The 17,047-nt window shown below is 69.4% G+C and carries 18 protein-coding genes; 4 read left to right on the top strand and 14 right to left on the bottom strand.

Going from position 1 to position 17,047, the window contains the following annotated elements:
- Positions 1-41 precede the first annotated feature (41 nt).
- The 9 genes from ABS73_RS16125 to ABS73_RS16085 all read right to left on the bottom strand — a co-directional run bounded on the left by ABS73_RS16125 (position 42) and on the right by ABS73_RS16085 (position 6,580).
- Complete coding sequence (locus ABS73_RS16125) at positions 42-560, bottom strand: ATP-binding cassette domain-containing protein (protein ID WP_338118617.1); 519 nt, start codon at positions 558-560, stop codon at positions 42-44.
- Positions 557-835, bottom strand: a complete 279-nt coding sequence (locus ABS73_RS16120; protein ID WP_277024139.1) for a hypothetical protein — start codon at positions 833-835, stop codon at positions 557-559. The genes ABS73_RS16125 and ABS73_RS16120 overlap by 4 nt, the downstream gene beginning before the upstream one ends.
- 52 nt (positions 836-887) lie before the next feature.
- Positions 888-1,181: a hypothetical protein gene (locus ABS73_RS16115; RefSeq protein ID WP_277024136.1), complete on the bottom strand. Its 294-nt coding sequence runs from the start codon at positions 1,179-1,181 to the stop codon at positions 888-890.
- Positions 1,154-1,663: an ABC transporter permease family protein gene (locus ABS73_RS16110; protein ID WP_277024134.1), complete on the bottom strand. Its 510-nt coding sequence runs from the start codon at positions 1,661-1,663 to the stop codon at positions 1,154-1,156. Before ABS73_RS16110 ends, ABS73_RS16115 begins: the two co-directional genes overlap by 28 nt.
- The gene (locus tag ABS73_RS16105; RefSeq protein ID WP_277024132.1) at positions 1,629-1,964 is read right to left on the bottom strand and encodes a hypothetical protein; all 336 of its coding nucleotides are present in this window, start codon (positions 1,962-1,964) and stop codon (positions 1,629-1,631) included. The genes ABS73_RS16110 and ABS73_RS16105 overlap by 35 nt, the downstream gene beginning before the upstream one ends.
- The gene (locus ABS73_RS16100) at positions 1,924-2,694 is read right to left on the bottom strand and encodes an extracellular solute-binding protein (RefSeq protein WP_277024130.1); all 771 of its coding nucleotides are present in this window, start codon (positions 2,692-2,694) and stop codon (positions 1,924-1,926) included. The genes ABS73_RS16105 and ABS73_RS16100 overlap by 41 nt, the downstream gene beginning before the upstream one ends.
- Before the next feature lie 23 nt (positions 2,695-2,717).
- Positions 2,718-3,323, bottom strand: coding sequence for a CDP-alcohol phosphatidyltransferase family protein (locus tag ABS73_RS16095; protein WP_277024128.1), 606 nt, complete (start codon positions 3,321-3,323; stop codon positions 2,718-2,720).
- On the bottom strand, positions 3,320-5,470 hold the full coding sequence (locus ABS73_RS16090) for a dihydrolipoyl dehydrogenase family protein (protein ID WP_277024124.1): 2,151 nt from the start codon (positions 5,468-5,470) through the stop codon (positions 3,320-3,322). Before ABS73_RS16090 ends, ABS73_RS16095 begins: the two co-directional genes overlap by 4 nt.
- Before the next feature lie 420 nt (positions 5,471-5,890).
- Positions 5,891-6,580: a haloacid dehalogenase type II gene (locus ABS73_RS16085; RefSeq protein WP_277024122.1), complete on the bottom strand. Its 690-nt coding sequence runs from the start codon at positions 6,578-6,580 to the stop codon at positions 5,891-5,893.
- 627 nt (positions 6,581-7,207) lie between these two features.
- Here ABS73_RS16085 and ABS73_RS16080 point away from each other — a divergent pair.
- Both ABS73_RS16080 and ABS73_RS16075 read left to right on the top strand, forming a co-directional pair.
- Positions 7,208-7,684, top strand: a complete 477-nt coding sequence (locus ABS73_RS16080) for a DUF421 domain-containing protein (protein ID WP_277024121.1) — start codon at positions 7,208-7,210, stop codon at positions 7,682-7,684.
- 64 nt (positions 7,685-7,748) lie between these two features.
- Positions 7,749-8,957 (top strand): MFS transporter, encoded by a 1,209-nt coding sequence (locus ABS73_RS16075; protein ID WP_277024119.1) that lies wholly within the window; start codon positions 7,749-7,751, stop codon positions 8,955-8,957.
- A gap of 10 nt (positions 8,958-8,967) precedes the next feature.
- Here ABS73_RS16075 and ABS73_RS16070 read toward each other — a convergent pair whose 3' ends face one another.
- The 5 genes from ABS73_RS16070 to ABS73_RS16050 form a co-directional block, all read right to left on the bottom strand.
- Positions 8,968-11,082, bottom strand: a complete 2,115-nt coding sequence (locus tag ABS73_RS16070) for a TonB-dependent siderophore receptor (RefSeq protein ID WP_277024118.1) — start codon at positions 11,080-11,082, stop codon at positions 8,968-8,970.
- 117 nt (positions 11,083-11,199) lie between these two features.
- Entirely contained in the window at positions 11,200-12,000 is an 801-nt protein-coding gene (locus tag ABS73_RS16065; protein WP_423805194.1) for an ABC transporter ATP-binding protein, read from the bottom strand.
- A gap of 2 nt (positions 12,001-12,002) precedes the next feature.
- Positions 12,003-13,028 (bottom strand): FecCD family ABC transporter permease, encoded by a 1,026-nt coding sequence (locus tag ABS73_RS16060; protein ID WP_277024112.1) that lies wholly within the window; start codon positions 13,026-13,028, stop codon positions 12,003-12,005.
- A complete protein-coding gene (locus ABS73_RS16055; protein ID WP_277024109.1) occupies positions 13,025-14,032 on the bottom strand; it encodes a FecCD family ABC transporter permease in 1,008 nt (335 codons plus the stop codon). The genes ABS73_RS16060 and ABS73_RS16055 overlap by 4 nt, the downstream gene beginning before the upstream one ends.
- Positions 14,029-15,018, bottom strand: a complete 990-nt coding sequence (locus tag ABS73_RS16050; protein ID WP_277024106.1) for an ABC transporter substrate-binding protein — start codon at positions 15,016-15,018, stop codon at positions 14,029-14,031. The genes ABS73_RS16055 and ABS73_RS16050 overlap by 4 nt, the downstream gene beginning before the upstream one ends.
- A 102-nt stretch (positions 15,019-15,120) precedes the next feature.
- On the opposite strand from ABS73_RS16050, the gene ABS73_RS16045 reads away from it, so the two are divergent.
- Together ABS73_RS16045 and ABS73_RS16040 are read left to right on the top strand one after the other, a co-directional pair.
- Positions 15,121-15,771 (top strand): pyridoxamine 5'-phosphate oxidase family protein, encoded by a 651-nt coding sequence (locus ABS73_RS16045; protein WP_277024103.1) that lies wholly within the window; start codon positions 15,121-15,123, stop codon positions 15,769-15,771.
- Between the two features lie 162 nt (positions 15,772-15,933).
- A complete protein-coding gene (locus ABS73_RS16040; RefSeq protein WP_277024100.1) occupies positions 15,934-16,962 on the top strand; it encodes a siderophore-interacting protein in 1,029 nt (342 codons plus the stop codon).
- Positions 16,963-17,047 lie beyond the last annotated feature (85 nt).

Genomic DNA, 17,047 nt, shown 5'->3' with positions numbered 1-17,047 from the left:
CCGACAATCCCGATGTCAGGCTGCCCGCCGTGGCCACCTGATCAGACTCGGACCTTTCCGGAGGTCGGCGCTCTTACACCAGTCGGTGGGACACTATCCGGCAGCACTGCCTGCGGACGGGCCAGCAGGGTCCGCATCAAGGCCGCCCGCGCGCGCTGGCCGACCGACAGGGTCGCAGGGTCGCGCGCGCCCATCCCGGCCAGGCCCGCCTGCGCCAGCGCATCCTTGACCGCGGCCCGCCGCGCCGCCCGCCCGGTCACGGCCGGGGACAGGCCAAAGCGCAGATTGTCGGCCACCGACAGATGCGGGAGCATCACGCCGATACCGCGTGCCTCGGGGGGCAGGCCGGTAACATCGCGCCCGTGCAGCGCCACCTGTCCCGTCATGTGGAACCCCGGCAACAGATGCCCGCCCACCGCATCCAGCAGCGTCGATTTCCCGCCCACCGACGGGCCGGTGATCGTCAGGAGCTGGCCCGCGGGGATGGTCAGATCCAGCTCCGTGAACAGCATCGCACCATCAGGTGCCCGCATGGACAGATGCCTCAGCTCCAGGCTCATCCCGCCTCTCCCCTCAATGCGGCCCGGTTGGGATGGATCGGCGCGGGCAAGACCAGCGGGGCCAGATAGACCGCCCAGGGCTGCGGCCAGTGAGGGGAGGCCAGCAGGACCGGCAGCTTGACCCGCAACAGCCTGCGCCACCGCCCCGCGCCAAGTGCGGCAGCGGCGCGGTCCAAGCGCTGGTCCAGCGCACCCCACGGCCCGACCAGCACGATCAGCACATAGGGAAAGACGAACAGCAGGTGGCCCCAGATGACCGCCACCATAGGGGCCATGTCCGTACGCAACAGCAGGCCCAACAGCCCAATCAGCACCAGGGGCAGGGCTCTATGGCCGCGCGCCCCGCAGCAGCAGCCCCCGCGCGATGGTGCCCGACAGGCGGGCCCCCGCCCACAACAGGCCCATCGCCAGCCCAGTCAGCGCCAGCTGCGCCAGCGCCCCCGCAGAGACCGGCAGCATCGCGCGCAGATCGGGGTCGGTGAACAGGCGCGCCGCCATGACCGACAGCGGGGGCGGGTTGGACGGCCCCAAGATCAGCGCCATGTCTACGACCAACACCGAGAAGGCCGGCACGATCATCACCTGCAACCGGATCAGCGGCCACAGCTGCGGGGCCAGCACCCACAGCTAGACCGCCGCGCGCCCGTATCCCGAAGCGCCCGGCGCGCCGCCCTCTGCTGGCGCAGCGGGATCTGGGTCGCGGCGGCCAGAAGGATGACGGTCAGGAACGGAACCTCCTTCAGCTCCAGACCCAGGATCAGCGCCAGCCACCAAGGGCCTTCCACCGTCGCCAATCCGGGCGGGCGGTCCCGGCCAAGACCTGCTTCCAGCCCGCGCACGATCCAGCCCGACAGCGCGATCACGAAGGCCAGCCCGATGGCTAGCGCGGCATGCGGTGCGGCCAGCAGCGGCGCCATAGCGGGGCGCAGCCCCGCGGCCCTGCCCCCCAACGCCGCCACCGCCCCGAATGACAGCGCCAGCGAGATCACCGTCTCGGCCAGCCCCGCCCACAGCGACAGCGCCGCCGCCAGCCCCAGGCCCGGCTGTCCCAGCAGCGCGCGCCAGGCGTCAAGGTCCGGCCCCCGCGCGCCCAGCATCGGCATGTGCCCGAACCTGGCCAGGACGCTCTGCGCCAAGCCCCAGAAGGACCGGGGCCAGGACGACCAGCGCGATCCCCGCGCCGCTGATCATCCTGAGAGAGATCACCGGGTTATAGCGGCCCTGCCATTCAGCGGTCAGCCGCCTCATCCAGTCGGGATGCGGCTCGGGCAGGACCCGCCCCAGATCGGCCAGGGCGGGCAGCGCGAGCGCGGTGGGCAGGGCCGCGAATGCCGCCTGTCCCGCCGCGTCCAGCCGCGCCGGATCAAGAATCGAGAACGATCCCAGCACCTCTATATTCTGCATGCGCGCCTGCGTGGCGGGTTCCAGCAGGGCGTTGTCGACGACCTTGGCCCCGGCCTGATGCGCCGCGTTGAACGGTATCGCCACGAAGCTGGACATTGCCGATGCTGCCCGCCTGCGGGACATGGACCCGCACCGTGTCGGGCATGAGGCCACCGGCGATGGCCGCCGCCGCCGATGCCGGATCGAATGACACGGTCACGTCGATCTCTCCGTCATTCAGCGGCTGCTGCTGGGTGCTCTCGTTCTCCGGGAATGACCGCCCGTCGCGCCACAGATGCGGGCGCAGCGCGCCATACCAGTCCCACTGGGGTGCGGTGGCCGCGGCAAAGCCGTCATCGGTAGGCGGTGCCGACAGATCGATGCCGTAGGGCAACAGCGCGATCAGGGCCTGTTTCAGGAACGTCGTGCCCATGAAGTCCGACGGATCGGGATGGGTGATGCGCCCCAGATGGGCCGCCGCCCATTCGGTCCATGCTGCCATGTCGGCGGGCGGCGCCTCGGCGCGGGCGCCATCATAGGCAAAGACGAGCTTGGCCAGCCGCCACGGGCTTTCCAGCCCCTCGTCCCTGACCGAGGCGATGAAGTCGTTGGTGCGCTGATCCCCGCCCCAAGCATGGAAATAGACGGTCTGGCCCCGGGCCTCGTCAAGGACGTCCTGCCAGGTCTGGGAGAATGCGGGCGTGACGCCTAGCAGCAGGGTGGCGGCGGCGGTGGTCAGGGCGGGGTTCATAGACGTCTTCAGCCATTCGGGAATCAGCGAAAGGCGGTCCAGCCCTCATGCCAGCGCAGGATCGTCGTCACGCCGCAGGCAGCGGCAAAGATCCATGCTAGCGTCGGAAAGGACGCGGGAAACAGGCACATGGCCAGAAACAGTACGATGGTCTCGAACCCTTCGGTCAATCCACCCAGGTAATAGATGCCCTTGGTGCGAAACCGCGTGGCACGGTCACCGCGCTTGGCGGCGATGGCGGCAAAGGCCAGGAACGACGACCCGGTGCCGACAAAGGCCGCGATCAGGACCGCCGCCGGCAGCGCGTTCGCGGCCGGGTCGTGCAGCGCAAAGCCCAGGGGGACCAGCGCGTAGAAGACGAAATCCAGCGCGATGTCCAGAAACGCGCCGCGGTCGGTCGGGCCGTTGATGCGCGCGACTGCCCCGTCCAGCCCGTCCATGATCCGGTTCGCGGCGATCAGCACAAACGCCGCCGTCCACCAGCCGAATGCCAGCGCCGGAATGGCCAGCAGGCCGATCACAAAGCCTGCGATGCTGATGGCATCGGCGCTGACGCCGCGCGCCGCCAGCCGCGCCGCGGGCGGTTGCAGGACGGCGCGCTGCAGGGGTTGCAGACGGGCATCGATCATCCGCGCCTCCAGTCGTGGAACCGCTGGACGATGGCCAGCAGGCGGGGGTTCACATGCGCGCGGCGCCAGGTGCCGGCGACGGCCTTGTTCGCCTCGGCCCAGGTCGGATAGATGTGGATGGTGCCCAGGATCTTGTTCAGGCCCAGCCTGTGCTTCATGGCCAGGGCGAACTCGGCGATCAGATCGCCCGCGTGATCGCCCACGATGGTCGCCCCCAGGATGCGGTCGGTGCCCGGCGCGGTCAGGACCTTGACGAACCCATGCGCCGCGCCGTCGGAGATGGCACGGTCCAGCCCCGACAGATCATGGCGCGTGACCTCGACCGCGATGCCCCGGTCGCGGGCCTCGGCCTCGGACAGGCCGACGCGGGCCAGTTCGGGCGCGGTGAAGGTTGCCCAGGGGATCACCCGGTAGTCGGCCTTGAACTTGCGGAACGTGCCGAACAGCGCGTTGACCGACGCGAACCAGGCCTGATGCGAGGCGGTATGGGTGAACTGGAACGGCCCCGCGACGTCGCCCGCCGCCAGGATGTTGGGGAATCGCGTCTCCAGATAGTCGTTCACGGCGATGGTCCGGTCGCTGGCGATGCCCAGCTCCTCCAGGCCGAAACCCTCCAGACGCGCGCTGCGACCGACGGCCACGATGATCTGGTCGAACGCGATGCGGCGGGAGCCTCCGTCATGATCGATCTCGATCCACTTGCCGTCCTGATCCACACCGCAGGCCACGGCCCGGTGACCGGTCAGGACCGACACGCCATCGGCCTGCATCGCGGCCGTCACCAGCGCCGCGGCGTCCGCATCCTCGCGCATCATCAGCCGGGGCGCCATCTCGATCTGCGTGACGGTGGAACCAAGCCGCGCAAAGGCCTGCGCCAGTTCGCAGCCGATCGGCCCGCCGCCCAGCACCACCAGCCGGGGCGGCACATGATCCTGCCCCCGCAGCCGCGTCCACAGCGTGTCCGAGGTCAGCGGATCGACCAGATCCAGCCCCGGCAGCGGCGGCAAGAATGGCCGCGCGCCGGTCGCGATGATCACCGCGCGGGTCGTCAGGCGCTGCCGTGCACCCGCCGCATCGGTGATCTCGACCGTCCAGGGGTCGATCAGGCGCGCATGCCCCTGCAGCACCTCGACCCCCAGCTTGGTATAGCGTTCGACGCTGTCATGCGGGGCGATGTCGGCGATGATGCGGTGGATGCGGTCCATGACGGACCGGAACGGAATGGCCGGCGGCGTGTCCGTCAGGCCGTACTGTCCGGCATGGCGCATCTGATGCGCCAGGGTCGCGCTTCGGATCAGGGCCTTGGACGGCACGCATCCATAGTTCAGGCAGTCGCCGCCCATGGCGCCCGCCTCGACCAGGGTCACGCGCGCCTTGGTGGCCGCCGCGATATAGGCCGAGACCAGCCCCGCAGAGCCCGCCCCGATCACCACCAGATTGCGGTCGAACCGCTTGGGCCGGGTCCAGCCCGCATAGACGCGCCGCCGCCGCCACAGGCCCAGCCCCGCACGCGCGATCCAGGGAAACATCGCCAACAGCGCGAATGACGCCAGTAGCGGCGGAGAGACAATGGCCGACAGGCTGTCCAGGCCCGCCAGCTGCGTGCCGGCATTCACATAGACCGCCGTGCCCGCCAGCATCCCCAGCTGGCTGACCCAATAGAACGTCCAGGCCGGGACCCGCGTCAGCCCCATCAGCAGGTTCACCGCAAAGAACGGCACCACCGGCATCAGCCGCAGCGAGAACAGATAGAACGCCCCGTCCCGCGCAAGCCCCGCCTCGATCGCTTCGGCCCGCGCGCCCAACCGTGCGCGCACCCAGTCCCGCAGCAGATAGCGCGACGCCAGAAAGGCCAGCGTCGCGCCCATGGCCGAGGCAAAGGACACGATCAGCAGCCCCGTCCAGAACCCGAACAGCGCCCCCCCCGCCAGCGTCAGCCAGACCGCGATGGGCAAGGACAGCGCCGTCACCGCCACATAGGCCACCAGGAACAGGCCCGCGACCAGCAGCGGGCGGTCCTGCTGGAGCGTGCCGATGGCGGCCAACCGGTTGCGCAGGCTTTGCAGGTCGATGTCCTGACCGGACAGCAGCCACAGCGCCGCCACGACAAGCCCCGCAAGGGCGATGAACAAGACGGGTTTCTTCACACTGCGTTCCTTGTGGCCTTCCGCATCAGCCCCTTGGCCGTGTCGCCCTGACAAGTCTACCCGCAGTCATCTTTGTTACAGAGGTTTTCCGGAAGCCGGATCACGACCGCGTGTGCGGTCCCTCCGGGGCCAGCAGCGCCGGCCGGTGCCAGCCTGTCCGCCCCCCTGCCCCGAACGCGCCCTTCAGACGATGCCGCGGCCAGCGCCGCGAACGGCCGGTCACGCTCGTCCTGGAACGCCGCCGTCGTCACCGCCGACCAGATCCACGACCTGCCCGAAGACCGCCACCTGATCCTGTGCCAGCGGGCCGTTCGGCCCCAGGGCCGGAAGCGGCCCCTCCTTGTCACCGGACAGGTGAAAGGGGCGGTTTCGCCACGCCGGTTGCGGACCCGCGAAAAGCCGCGGGGACAGAATTGCGTCCTATCGACCGCCCCACCGCTGGACGATGGCCTGCGCCAGGGTCCGAAGGTCGGGGGCCACCACATCGGGGCGCGGCACGCCCGGCAGGACCAGCGGGGCGTTGACCCCATGCGTGACCAGCGCGCCCAGCCCCCCCATCGCCTGCATCCCGATCGTGTCCCAGGCATGACAGGCCACCAGACACAGATCGCACGGCGACACCGCCAGCGCATCCGCAACCTGCTGATAGGTTTCCGGCGCGGGCTTGAAGCGGTTGGTGGGCTGCACGCTGAAGCTGGCCTCGACATACGGCGCCAGTCCCGCCCGCTCCAGCGCCGAGGGCCCCCTGGCCGGCGGCGAATTGGTCAGCGTCACCAGGCGGAACCCCTGCTGCGCCAGGTGATCCAGCGCCCAGGCCGCGTCCGGATGCGCGGGCATCGACCCGATCGCCTGGCGCAACGCACAGCCCTCCGCCTCCGAGATGGCAACCCCGCGGATATCCCCGGTCATGCGCAGGACCGCGACCGCAAGCGCGCCGAAATCGCTGCGAAGCCCGCTGATCGTCAGGGTCTGCGAATAAAGGATCAGCTGCGCGAACCACTCCCGCATCACAGAACCGTCGCCAAAGATGTCGTGAAACAGCGGGCACAGGTGATCCAGATCCAGCAGCGTTTCATTGACATCGAACACCAGTATCGGGCGGTGGGGCATGAGCATGGTCCTTGAGTGCGGTTGATCTGAAACCATCCGTTCCGAAAGTCGTTCCCTGCGCCCCCGATCCAAGCATTCCAGCGAAAGGCCGCATTCGTGACCCACACCAGCCACCGCAGCCCCGGATGTCCATGCCGTCATGATCGACCGCACCCCCTCTGCCCGCACCTGGACGCCCCAATCCAGAGAGCGCGTTCGTGATGCAGCACGACGCTCCGGTCCGCGACACGGCGTGTCCGGTTCAGGCCGCCGATGCTGTCACCGGCCAGCAGACCGGCGCCGTCGGGGCGAAAGGCGCCGCCCGGCCACGCCCCCGAGGCGATCCCGCCGCTGTCCAGTTCCGACGCCTGCATCGCCTGCCATGTCAGGACCACGCCCCCTTCGACAATCCGGCCCGCGCTGGCCGGGCGGCTCAGAGGTCACGCCCGGTCACCCCACCGCACGACCCGCTCCAGCGGCGGTATGCCGTGGGGCGGGTCCTTGCGCCCATAGAGAAAGGACACAACCATGCGTTCCTGATGCCCCGCACCGCAAAAGGCCTCCGCGCGCGGTCACCTTGTCTGCCGCCTGCCAGCCTGCGATGCAGGGCCAGTCCGCCACACCGACAGATCACCGAAGGGAGGCACCATGCCCGATCCGATCCTATTCGACAGCTGGCCCAGCCTGATCCGCATCCCGCTGGTCGGACTGCTGGCCTATGCCGCGCTGATCCTGATGCTGCGTGTCTCGGGCAAGCGGACGCTGAGCAAGATGAACGCCTTTGACCTGATCGTGACCGTGGCCTTGGGGTCGACCCTGTCCACGGTGCTGCTGGACGACGGCATCCCGCTGGCCGAGGGGGTGGCGGCGCTGGCCCTGCTGATCTGCCTGCAATACGCCATCACCTGGGCCTCGGTGCGGTCGCCGCGCTTTCAGGGGCTGATCAAGGCAGAGCCGGCCCTGCTGGTCCATCGGGGCCGCTATCTGCCCGACGCCATGAGACGCCAGCGCGTCACCCGGGACGAGGTCCAGGCCGCATTGCGCCAAAGCGGACAGTCGGACATCGACGCGGTCCTGTGGGTCATGCTGGAGACCGACGGCTCGATGACCGTCGTGCCGCGATGACCGCCACGGCTCGACGGTCACAGGTTTTGCTGAAACGATGGGCCGTCGCCGCAAAGGACCGCTCATGACCGCACCGTCGCAGCACCATCGCCCCGGGGCGGTCGCGGTGATCTCGCTGGCCCAGCTGTTCGGGACGTCGCTGTGGTTCAGCGCGAACAGCGTGACCGAGGGGCTGATGCTGTCCTGGGGCGCGACGGTCGCGGATATCGGCACGCTGACGAATGCCGTCCAGATCGGGTTCATCGCAGGCACCCTGATCATGGCGCTTGGCGGGCTGGCGGACCGGTTTCCGGCCAGCGTGATCTTTGTGATCTCGGCGCTGGCGGGGGCGGCGTTCAACCTGGGCTTTGCCCTCATCGCCCAGGATGTCGTGACCGGCGCCGCCTTCCGCTTTCTGGTGGGCCTGTCCCTGGCCGGGATCTATCCGATCGGGATGAAGCTGATCGTCAGCTGGGCCCCGGACCGGGTCGGCCAGTCGCTGGCCCTGCTGGTGGCGATGCTGACGCTTGGCACCGCCCTGCCGCATCTGCTGCGATCCACGACCGGGGCGCTGCCCTGGCACTGGGTGGTCGCGGGATCGTCGGGCCTGGCCATCATCGGCGCCGCGCTGATCGCCCGGTTGGGCGACGGCCCCCACCTGCCCCGCCCCACCCGGCGGGCGCGCAGGTCCGGCGCGCGCCACCGACCGGCGGTCATGGATGCCTTTGCCGTGCCCGCCTTTCGCGCCGCCGCCCTGGGCTATTTCGGACATATGTGGGAGCTGTATGCCTTCTGGACCCTCGTGCCGCTGCTGGTCGGCGCGACGGGGCTGGCCGCGATCTATCCCGCGCTTGGGGTGGCGGGGCTGTCCTTCCTGATCATCGGGACGGGCGCCCTGGGCTGCCTTGCAGGCGGCCGTCTGGCGACGGTGATCGGCAGCGCACGGGTCGCCCTGGCGTCGCTGATCCTGTCGGGCGCCTGCGCGGTCGGTGTGGCCGCGTTCTGGCAGGGGCTGCCCCCGGCGCTGCTGCTGGGGTTGCTGCTGGTCTGGGGCGCCTCGGTCGTGGCGGATTCGCCCCAGTTCTCGGCGCTGTCGGCGCGGGCCTGCCCGCGCGATGCCGTGGCAGCCTCTCTGGCCATCCAGAACGCGGTCGGATTTGCGATCACCGTGGCCTCGATCACGCTGACCATGGCGCTGTTCCAGAGGATCGGACCGGCCGCCGTCTGGCTGCTGGTCCCCGGTCCGGTCATCGGCGTCCTGGGCTTTCTGATCGCGGGCCGCCCGGGACGCTGATCATCCCGCGTCAGAACCGGCTTCGCAGGGTCAGCGCGACCTCGCGGCCGGGGTTGTAGTAATCGGCGCTGCCGCGACCGACGACGTGCTTTTCATCCGTCAGGTTGTGCACGTTCACCGCCAGCTGCGTGCTGTCCGTGATCGCATAGCTGTAGGCGGCATCCAGCAGCAGCGCGGCCTGGCTGCGACCGTTGTTGTTTTGCGTCGCAAAGAAATACGTGCCGGTATAGCGCGCGCCCAGGCCAAAGGTCATGTCGCCCCGTGCGCCCGCACCGGCCAGCGTATAGTCCACCCAGACCGAGGCGGCGTGATTGGGGACCGACCCCATCTCGTTGCCGACGATCTCCACGCCGCGGACCGGGTCCGACCGCAGCACCTGGCTGTCGGTGTAGGAATAGGCCGCAAGCAGGCTCAGGTCCGGGGTGATCTCGGCCTTGGCCTCCAGATCGACGCCGCGCACCCGGATCTCTCCGACCAGGGACCGGTCGAAGGTGTCGGGATCGACGACCGTGATGTTGGTCTTGCGCAGATCATAGACCGCCGCGCTGAACAGGGCGTTCATGCCCTGGGGCGCGTATTTCAGGCCCAGCTCGTATTGGTCGCCGCGCTCGGGCTCGACCCCGAGGGCGGGCGGTGCCACCGATTCGGCATAGCTGACATAGGCCGAGATGTCGGGCGTCACCTTCCAGGTCAGCGCGGCCCGGCCCGACGTCTCCGCATAATCGTCGTTCAGATCGGTCGCGGCCAGCAGGTCCGCCTCGCGCAGGGTCAGGCGGTCGTGACGCGCCCCGACCGTCAGGATGAAGCGGTCGTCCAGCGACAGGTTCTGCTGGGCAAACACGGCCTTGTTCGTGCTGTCGCGGCGCTGGTCCAGATAGGGCACCAGGCTGTCGGGCGCACCGGTATAGACCGGATCGCGCGGGTCGATCGGCGCGGCACCCGCGAAATACGAGGTCTGGTTCGACGACACGTCGCGATATTCGATCCCGGCCAGGGTGTTGCTGTCGATGCGCCCGAACTGGCGGGCATACTGCAGAATGACGTTGCTCGCGCGTTCGTCGGCCGCGCCATCGGTCGCGATGAAACCGCGCCCGACGGGAAAGACCCCGTCATCGCCCGCGATATAGACATAGCCGTAATCATCCGCCGTGTCGCTATGGCGCAGGTTCGACCGCAGGGTCAGCCCGCCGCCGAAATCATGATCGACGATGACGCTGGCGGTGGTGCGGTCGACGTTGAGATAGTTGAAATCCGGCTCGCCCAGGAACAGGCTGCGGTCGTAATCGCCAAAGCGCGGATAGCCGCCGCCATTCGGCGTCGCATCCTGCTTCAGGTGGTCCACGATCAGGCTGACCGAGGTCACGTCGCTTGGCTGCCAGGTCAGGCCGCCCATCAGAAAGCGCCGGTCATCGCGCGAGAAATCATATTCGCGGGCGCTGTCCTGAACCTTGCCGGTCAGCCGCCAGGACAGGGTCGCGTCGGGCGTCAGCACGTCGCCCACGTCAAAGCCCACCTCCTTGCGGTCATGCGATCCGACGGCGGCAAAGACATCGGCGATACGCTCGCCCCGCGGGCGCTTGGTCACGAAATTGATCGAGCCGCCCGGATCGGCCACCCCGAACAGGGTGGAGTTGGCGCCGCGGATCACCTCGACCCGGTCATAGGCCAGCGGTTCCTCGCGGATGCCGCGCATCGACCCCAGGGTGATCCCGTCGCGATAGGTCGAGGCCTGGAACCCCCGGATCAGGAAATAGTCGTTGCGGTCGTCGGTCCCGTAATAGTCGCTGATCGCGCTCGCGGAATATTGCAGCACATCCTCCAGGGTGCGGGCGTCGCGACGCTCGATCTCCTTGCGGGTGATGACCGAGACGGAGGCGGGCGTGTCCAGAATGCTGGTCGCGATCTTGCCGCCGACCGCCATCTCCTGCGCGACGACGGTGCCCGCATCGTCATCGGCGCCCGACACGTCCAGCGTGATCCCGGGCAGCAGGATGACCGGCGACAGCCGGGTCCCCCCGGTCTCCTGCGCCAGGGCCGCGGGCGGGGCCGACAGCAGGGCGATGGCGGCGCAGCAGGACAAAAGCGCGCGGCGGCAAGGCCGGCTGGCACGGAGGGAGGGGGACATGGCGAATCCTTATTGAAACTGTCGGACTTCCTGCGCTTTATGCCCGCCGGACCCGTGCGACAAGCGAAGGGGGTCAAAGTTCCCCCGCCGTTGCCAAAAAGCGACAGTTTCAGTCGACTACTTCGCCGCCAGCCTGTGACGCCCGATCGGCAGCATCATCGGGCAGCCCGACACGGGGTCGCGCATGACCCGGGCCGTCAGGCCAAAGACCTGGGCGATGGTCGCCTCGGTCAGGACCGCCTCGGGGCTGCCCTGGGCATGCACCCGCCCGGCCCTCAGCGCGATCAGCTGGTCGGCATAGCGCGCGGCCAGGTTCAGGTCATGCAGCACCATCACGATGGTCGTGCCGCGCCGGGCGTTCAGATCGCACAGCAGGTCCAACAGCTCGATCTGGTGGGCGACGTCCAGAAAGGTCGTCGGCTCGTCCAGCAGCAGCAGGTCGGTGTCCTGCGCCAGCGCCATGGCGATCCAGGCGCGCTGGCGCTGTCCGCCCGACAACTCGTCCACGGTCCGGTCGGCCAGATCGGTGATCCGCGTGACCTCCAGTGCGGTGGCGACCGCATGGTCGTCCGCCGGGCCCCATCGCGACATCAGGCCATGATGCGGATGCCGCCCGCGCCCGACCAGATCGGCCACGGTGATGCCCTCGGGCGCGATGGGCGATTGCGGCAGCAGGCCCAGAACGCGGGCCAGCGCGCGGGTCGGCATGCCGTGGATCGCCGCGCCGTCCAGCGTGACCTGCCCGCCGCGCGGACGCAGCAGGCGCGACATGACCCGCAGCAGGGTCGATTTCCCGCAGGCATTCGCCCCCACGATGGCCGTGATGCGACCGGGCAGCAGGTCGATCCCCAGCCCCTCGATGATGGTGCGGTCGCCGTAACCGGCGGTCAGGTCCTGTACCTGCAGGCGGTGGTTGATGGTCACAGCGACCCTCCGGTTTTATTGGCGCGGATGATGAGCCAGATGAGGAACGGCGCGCCAAGCGCCCCGGTCACGACGCCCACGGGATAGCGGGCAGGCAGCAGGAATTGGCCCGCGTAATCGCCCCCCAGCACCAGGATCGCCCCGATCAGCGCCGCCGGGATCAGCACGGAACCATGCGGCCCGATGATCCGCAGCGCGATGGGGCCCGCCAGAAACGCGACAAAGGCGATGGGCCCGGTGACCGAGGTGGCGACGGCGATCATGCCGACCGCGCCCATCATCACCGACAGCCGCACCGCACCAACCCGCACGCCCAGGGCCGCCGCCATGTCGTCGCCCATGCGCAGCGTCTCCAGATCGCGGCTGCGCGACAGCACGAGGCCGCCGAACACCACCAGGGCTGCCAGCAGCGGCCCGGCCTGTTCGATCCGCACGGCATTCACGCTGCCGCCCAGCCAGCGCAGCGCCTCCTGCAGGCTCCAGCCGGGGGCGCGGACCAGCGCATAGGCGATGAAGCTGTTGATCATCGACGAGATTCCGATCCCGACCAGGATCAGCCGCGCGCCGCTGACCCCGTCCCGAAAGGACAGCAGATAGATCAGCGCCGCCACCCCCAGCCCCGCCGCGATGGCGATGATCGACAGGCTGGCACCGCTGACCGACAGAAAGACGATGGCAAAGACCGCCGCCGCGCTGGCCCCGGCGCTGACGCCGATGATGTCGGGGCTGGCCAGCGGGTTGCGCAGCATCACTTGAAAGGCTGCGCCGCCCAGGCCCAGGCACATCCCCGCCAGCGTCGCGATCACCGCCCGCGGCAGGCGCAGCTGTCCGACCGTAAAGCTGGCGCCGGGCACGTCCTGCCCCGCCAGCACGCGCAGCACATCGCCCGGCGGCGTCAGGCTTTGCCCCAGCATCAGGGTCAGCATGAACAGCCCCGCCACCACCGCGGCCAGGGCCAGCATCACGGCGCGGCGTCGCGTCAGACGGCGGTGGCGGCCGGGGGTGACGAGGGTCGCGATCATAGCGCGCGCAGCCGCTGGCGGCGCACGATCCAGATGAAGACGGGCGCGCCGATCAGCGCGGTGACGATGCCGACCTCCAGCTCGCTCGGGCGGGCCAGGATGCGGCCCGTGATGTCCGAGGCCAGCAGCAGCCCCGCCCCGCCCACCGCCGAGGCCGGCAGCAGCCAGCGATGATCCACCCCCAGCAGCAGCCGGCAGACATGCGGCACGACCAGCCCGACAAAGCCGATCGGGCCGCAGACCGCCGTCGCCGCCCCACATAGCAGGATCGCGCCCAGGGACGCGCCCGCACGCGCCAGCGCGACCTTTTCGCCAAGGCCCGCGGCCAGATCGTCGCCCAAGGCCAGAAGGTTCAGCCTGCGCGCCGACAGCAGCGCCAGAACCAGCCCGGCCCCCAGAAAGGGCAGCACCAGCAGCGTCCGGTCCAGCGTCGCGCCACCCACCCCGCCCACCTGCCAGGACTGTACGCCCCCGGCGATATCCGCGCGCGGCAGCACCACCGCCAGGGTCAGCGACGACAGCGCGACCGAGGTCGCGGCCCCCGCCAGCGCCAGCTTCAACGGCGTGGCCCCGCCCCGCCCGATCGAGCCGACCGCATAGACAAAGGCCGCCGTCAGCCCCGCCCCCAGAATCGCCAGCCAGATATAGCTTGATGCCGCGCCAATCCCGAACCACGCGATTCCGATGACGACCGCGAGCGCGGCGCCGTTGTTGATGCCCAGGATGCCGGGATCGGCCAGCGGGTTGCGCGTCACCCCCTGCAGGATCGCCCCCGACAGGCCAAGCGCCGCCCCGGCCAGCACCGCCAGCAGCGTGCGCGGGACACGCAGCCCGGCGGCGGCCTGGCCAATCGTCTCGGTGCGCCCGGCCAGCCCGCCCAGCACCTCGGCCAAGCCAAGGGACCGCGTCCCGACCGCGATGGACAGGACCGCCAGCAGGCACATCACGGCCAGCGCGCCCAGCAGGATCGCGCCGCGCGGAACGGGGGACGGGCGGGCGGTCATCGGACGGCGCGGGCTGCCTCGGCCAGCAGGCCGACGTAATCATCCAGCACCCAGGGGATCGACAGCGGCGTCGGATTGGCCCCGGTCCCCGTGGCATCATTGCCCAGCATCACCAGCGCCCCGGCGGCGACCGCGGGCATATGCGCGACCAGCGGATCGGCCATCAGCCCCGCCCGCAGCTCCGGCCCGCCATAGGAGACGAAAATGTCCACATCGTCGAAACTGTCAATCAGCTCGGCGCTGGTTTCGCCGGAATACTGGCCGGGCCGGGTGGCGTCGCGGACGCTTTGCGGCATCGTCAGGCCCAGATCGGCAAAGAACTTTACCCGCGTGTCAGTGGCCGAATAGAACCGGATCACGCTCAGATTGGTGGTGTCCAGATGGGTGATGAACATGGCCGATGTCCCGGCCAGTTCAGGATGCGCGGCGGCGGCATCGGCAATCTGCGCCTCCAGCCCCGCGATCAGGGCCGCGCCCTCGGATGCCATGCCCAGGCCGGCAGCGTTCAGTGTGATCACCGCGCGCCAATCGGTAGCCCAGGGCGCGTCCGGATAGGCCACGACCGGCGCGATCTGGCTGAGCGTGTCGTAATCGGCCCGGCTCAGCCCGGAATAGGCTGCCAGGATCACGTCGGGCGCGCTGGCCGCGACCGCCTCGAAATCGATGCCGTCGCCCTCGTCGAACAGCGGTGGGGCATCGGCGCCCAGCTCGTCCAGGCGGGCCTTGACCCAAGGCAGCAGGCCGTCGCCATCCTCGTCCCCGAACCCCGCGGCGGCAAAGCCCACCGGCACGATCCCCAGGGCCAGCGGCACCTCGTGGTTGGCCCAGGCCACCGTCGCCACGCGCTCGGGCCGCGCGGGAATCACGGTCTGGCCAAAGGCGTGGTCGATGGTCAGAGGAAAGGCGGTCTCGGCCGCCGCGGGGATGGCCGTAGCGGCGGCGATCAGGCAGGCCTGCAAAAGAACGGGGCGGAAGATCGGTGCCATCACGAGTACCTTATAGATTTAGTTGGGCTTGTCACGGCGCTCTGGTCTTGTCAACATGCCCGCGCGGCGCATCACCGGCCCGTGCCGCCAAAGGAGACCTGAATGACCGACACCCGACTGAAGCCGGAATTTCTGGTCCGGGACGAGGCTGCCTTGCGCGCCCTGTTCCCCAAGGTCCACGATCTGGCCCTGCGTAAATGCCTGGACCGGCTGGACCTCCATGCGCGCGACTTCATCGCCCGCGCGCCGTTCCTGTGCATCGGCACGCAGACGCCCGACGGTATGGCCGATGTCAGCCCGCGCGGCGATCCGCCGGGATTCGTCACGGTGCTGGACGACAAGACGGTGCTGATTCCCGATCGTCCCGGCAACAACCGACTGGACAGCCTGTCGAACCTGATCGCCAACCCGGTCGTCGGCCTGCTGTTCCTGATCCCCGGCTTTGACGAGACCTTGCGGGTCAACGGGCGCGCCGCCCTGACCCGCGATCCCGATCTGCTGCAGATGATGGCGGTCAATGACCGGGCCCCCAGGCTGGCCATCGCCGTCAGCGTCGATGAGGTCTTTCTGCATTGCGCCAAGGCCCTGCGCAGGTCCCGGCTTTGGGACCCCACCCATCATCAGGACCGGGCGCAGATGCCGACCCTGACACGGATCATCCTGGATCAGACCGCCGCGCCGCCGCAGGACCCGGTTGAGATGGCGCGTCTGGATGCCGGTCTGGAACAGGCCTATCGCGATTCAATGTACTGACCGCGCGGTGCGGCACCCTAGGCCCGATATTGCCCATGCCGCCGCCATCGGCTAGAGGCGGGCGCAGCCAGGCCCGTGCCGCAGCCAAAGAAACCTCTGATCCGAGAGACCTTGATGCTGCATGCGCAAACCCGGCTTTCCCATCCCGACGGCGTCCGTGCCATGGCCCAGTTCGCCGCGGACCATTCGGAATACATCTTCGGCGGCCCGGACGGCCCCTGGGACATGCCGCTGTCCCTGGGGCGCCTGCGGGTGCATCGCGACGGCGACGGGCTGGCCGTCCTGGCCGATGGGGTCAACCCGATCGGCCTCAGCTATATCAAGCTGATCTTCGTCGATCACATCCGCGAATATCTGGCGCAAGAGGTCGAGTTCCAGTGGCAGGGCGACGGTCAGACCGAAGGTCTGCCGCCCTTCTTCCGGCAGGCCACGGTGACCGCATCGCGCCGCGTGACCCCCGCGGTCCAGCGCGTCACTCTGGCCGTGCCCGACCTGCAGGCCCTGCCCATGGACGAGCTGCATGTCCGCCTGCTTTTGCCCATGCGGAACCGCCGCGCGGACCTGCCCCCGGTCTGGCCGGTGCTGACGGCCAGCGGCGCGCTCAGCTTTCCCAGGGACGACGACGCCCTCATCGTCAGGGTCTATACAATCCGCACCGTCGATCTGGCGCGCGGCCAGGTCGAGATCGACTTTGTGCTGCATCAGACCGACGCCGATTCGGCGGCCAACTGGGCCGCGTCCTGCCGTCCCGGCGATGTGGCGGGCCTGCTGGGTCCGGGGGGCGGTCCGATGCCGGCGGCACCGCATCTGCTGTTGCTGGGGGACGAGACCGCCCTGCCCGCCATCGCCCGCATCCTGGAATCGGTGCCCGACAGCACCCGGTGCGACACGATCATCGAAGTGGACGGCCCTGACGACGAACAGACCCTGGCCCGCCCGGTCGAATGGCTGCACCGGCGCGGCGCGGCGCCCGGCACGACGGACCTGCTGGCCCAAGCCCTCGCCCGTCGCCAGCCCGTGGACGGCCTGTATGTCTGGGCGGGCTGCGAATTTGCGGCCTTTCGCGCGCTGCGACGCCATGTCCGCTCCGACTGGAATCTGCCGCGCAACCGGCACATGATCACGGCCTATTGGCGGCGCGGCGTGGACGGAGAGATCGCAGAGGAACCCCACCACACCCCGCCCTCCTGACGGGATCGCAGCCTCCCCGTTCGACGGGCCGGACAGCCGCAGGCGCGGTTCAATGGTCGGCACGACGCGCGGCCTATGCGGCGCG

It is taken from the genome of Paracoccus sp. SCN 68-21, from assembly GCF_001724535.1.
In the GTDB taxonomy this organism is placed as follows: domain Bacteria; phylum Pseudomonadota; class Alphaproteobacteria; order Rhodobacterales; family Rhodobacteraceae; genus Paracoccus; species Paracoccus hibiscisoli.
Note: the sequence above shows the minus strand (reverse complement) of the source record. Positions and strands in the feature narration are given on the sequence as shown.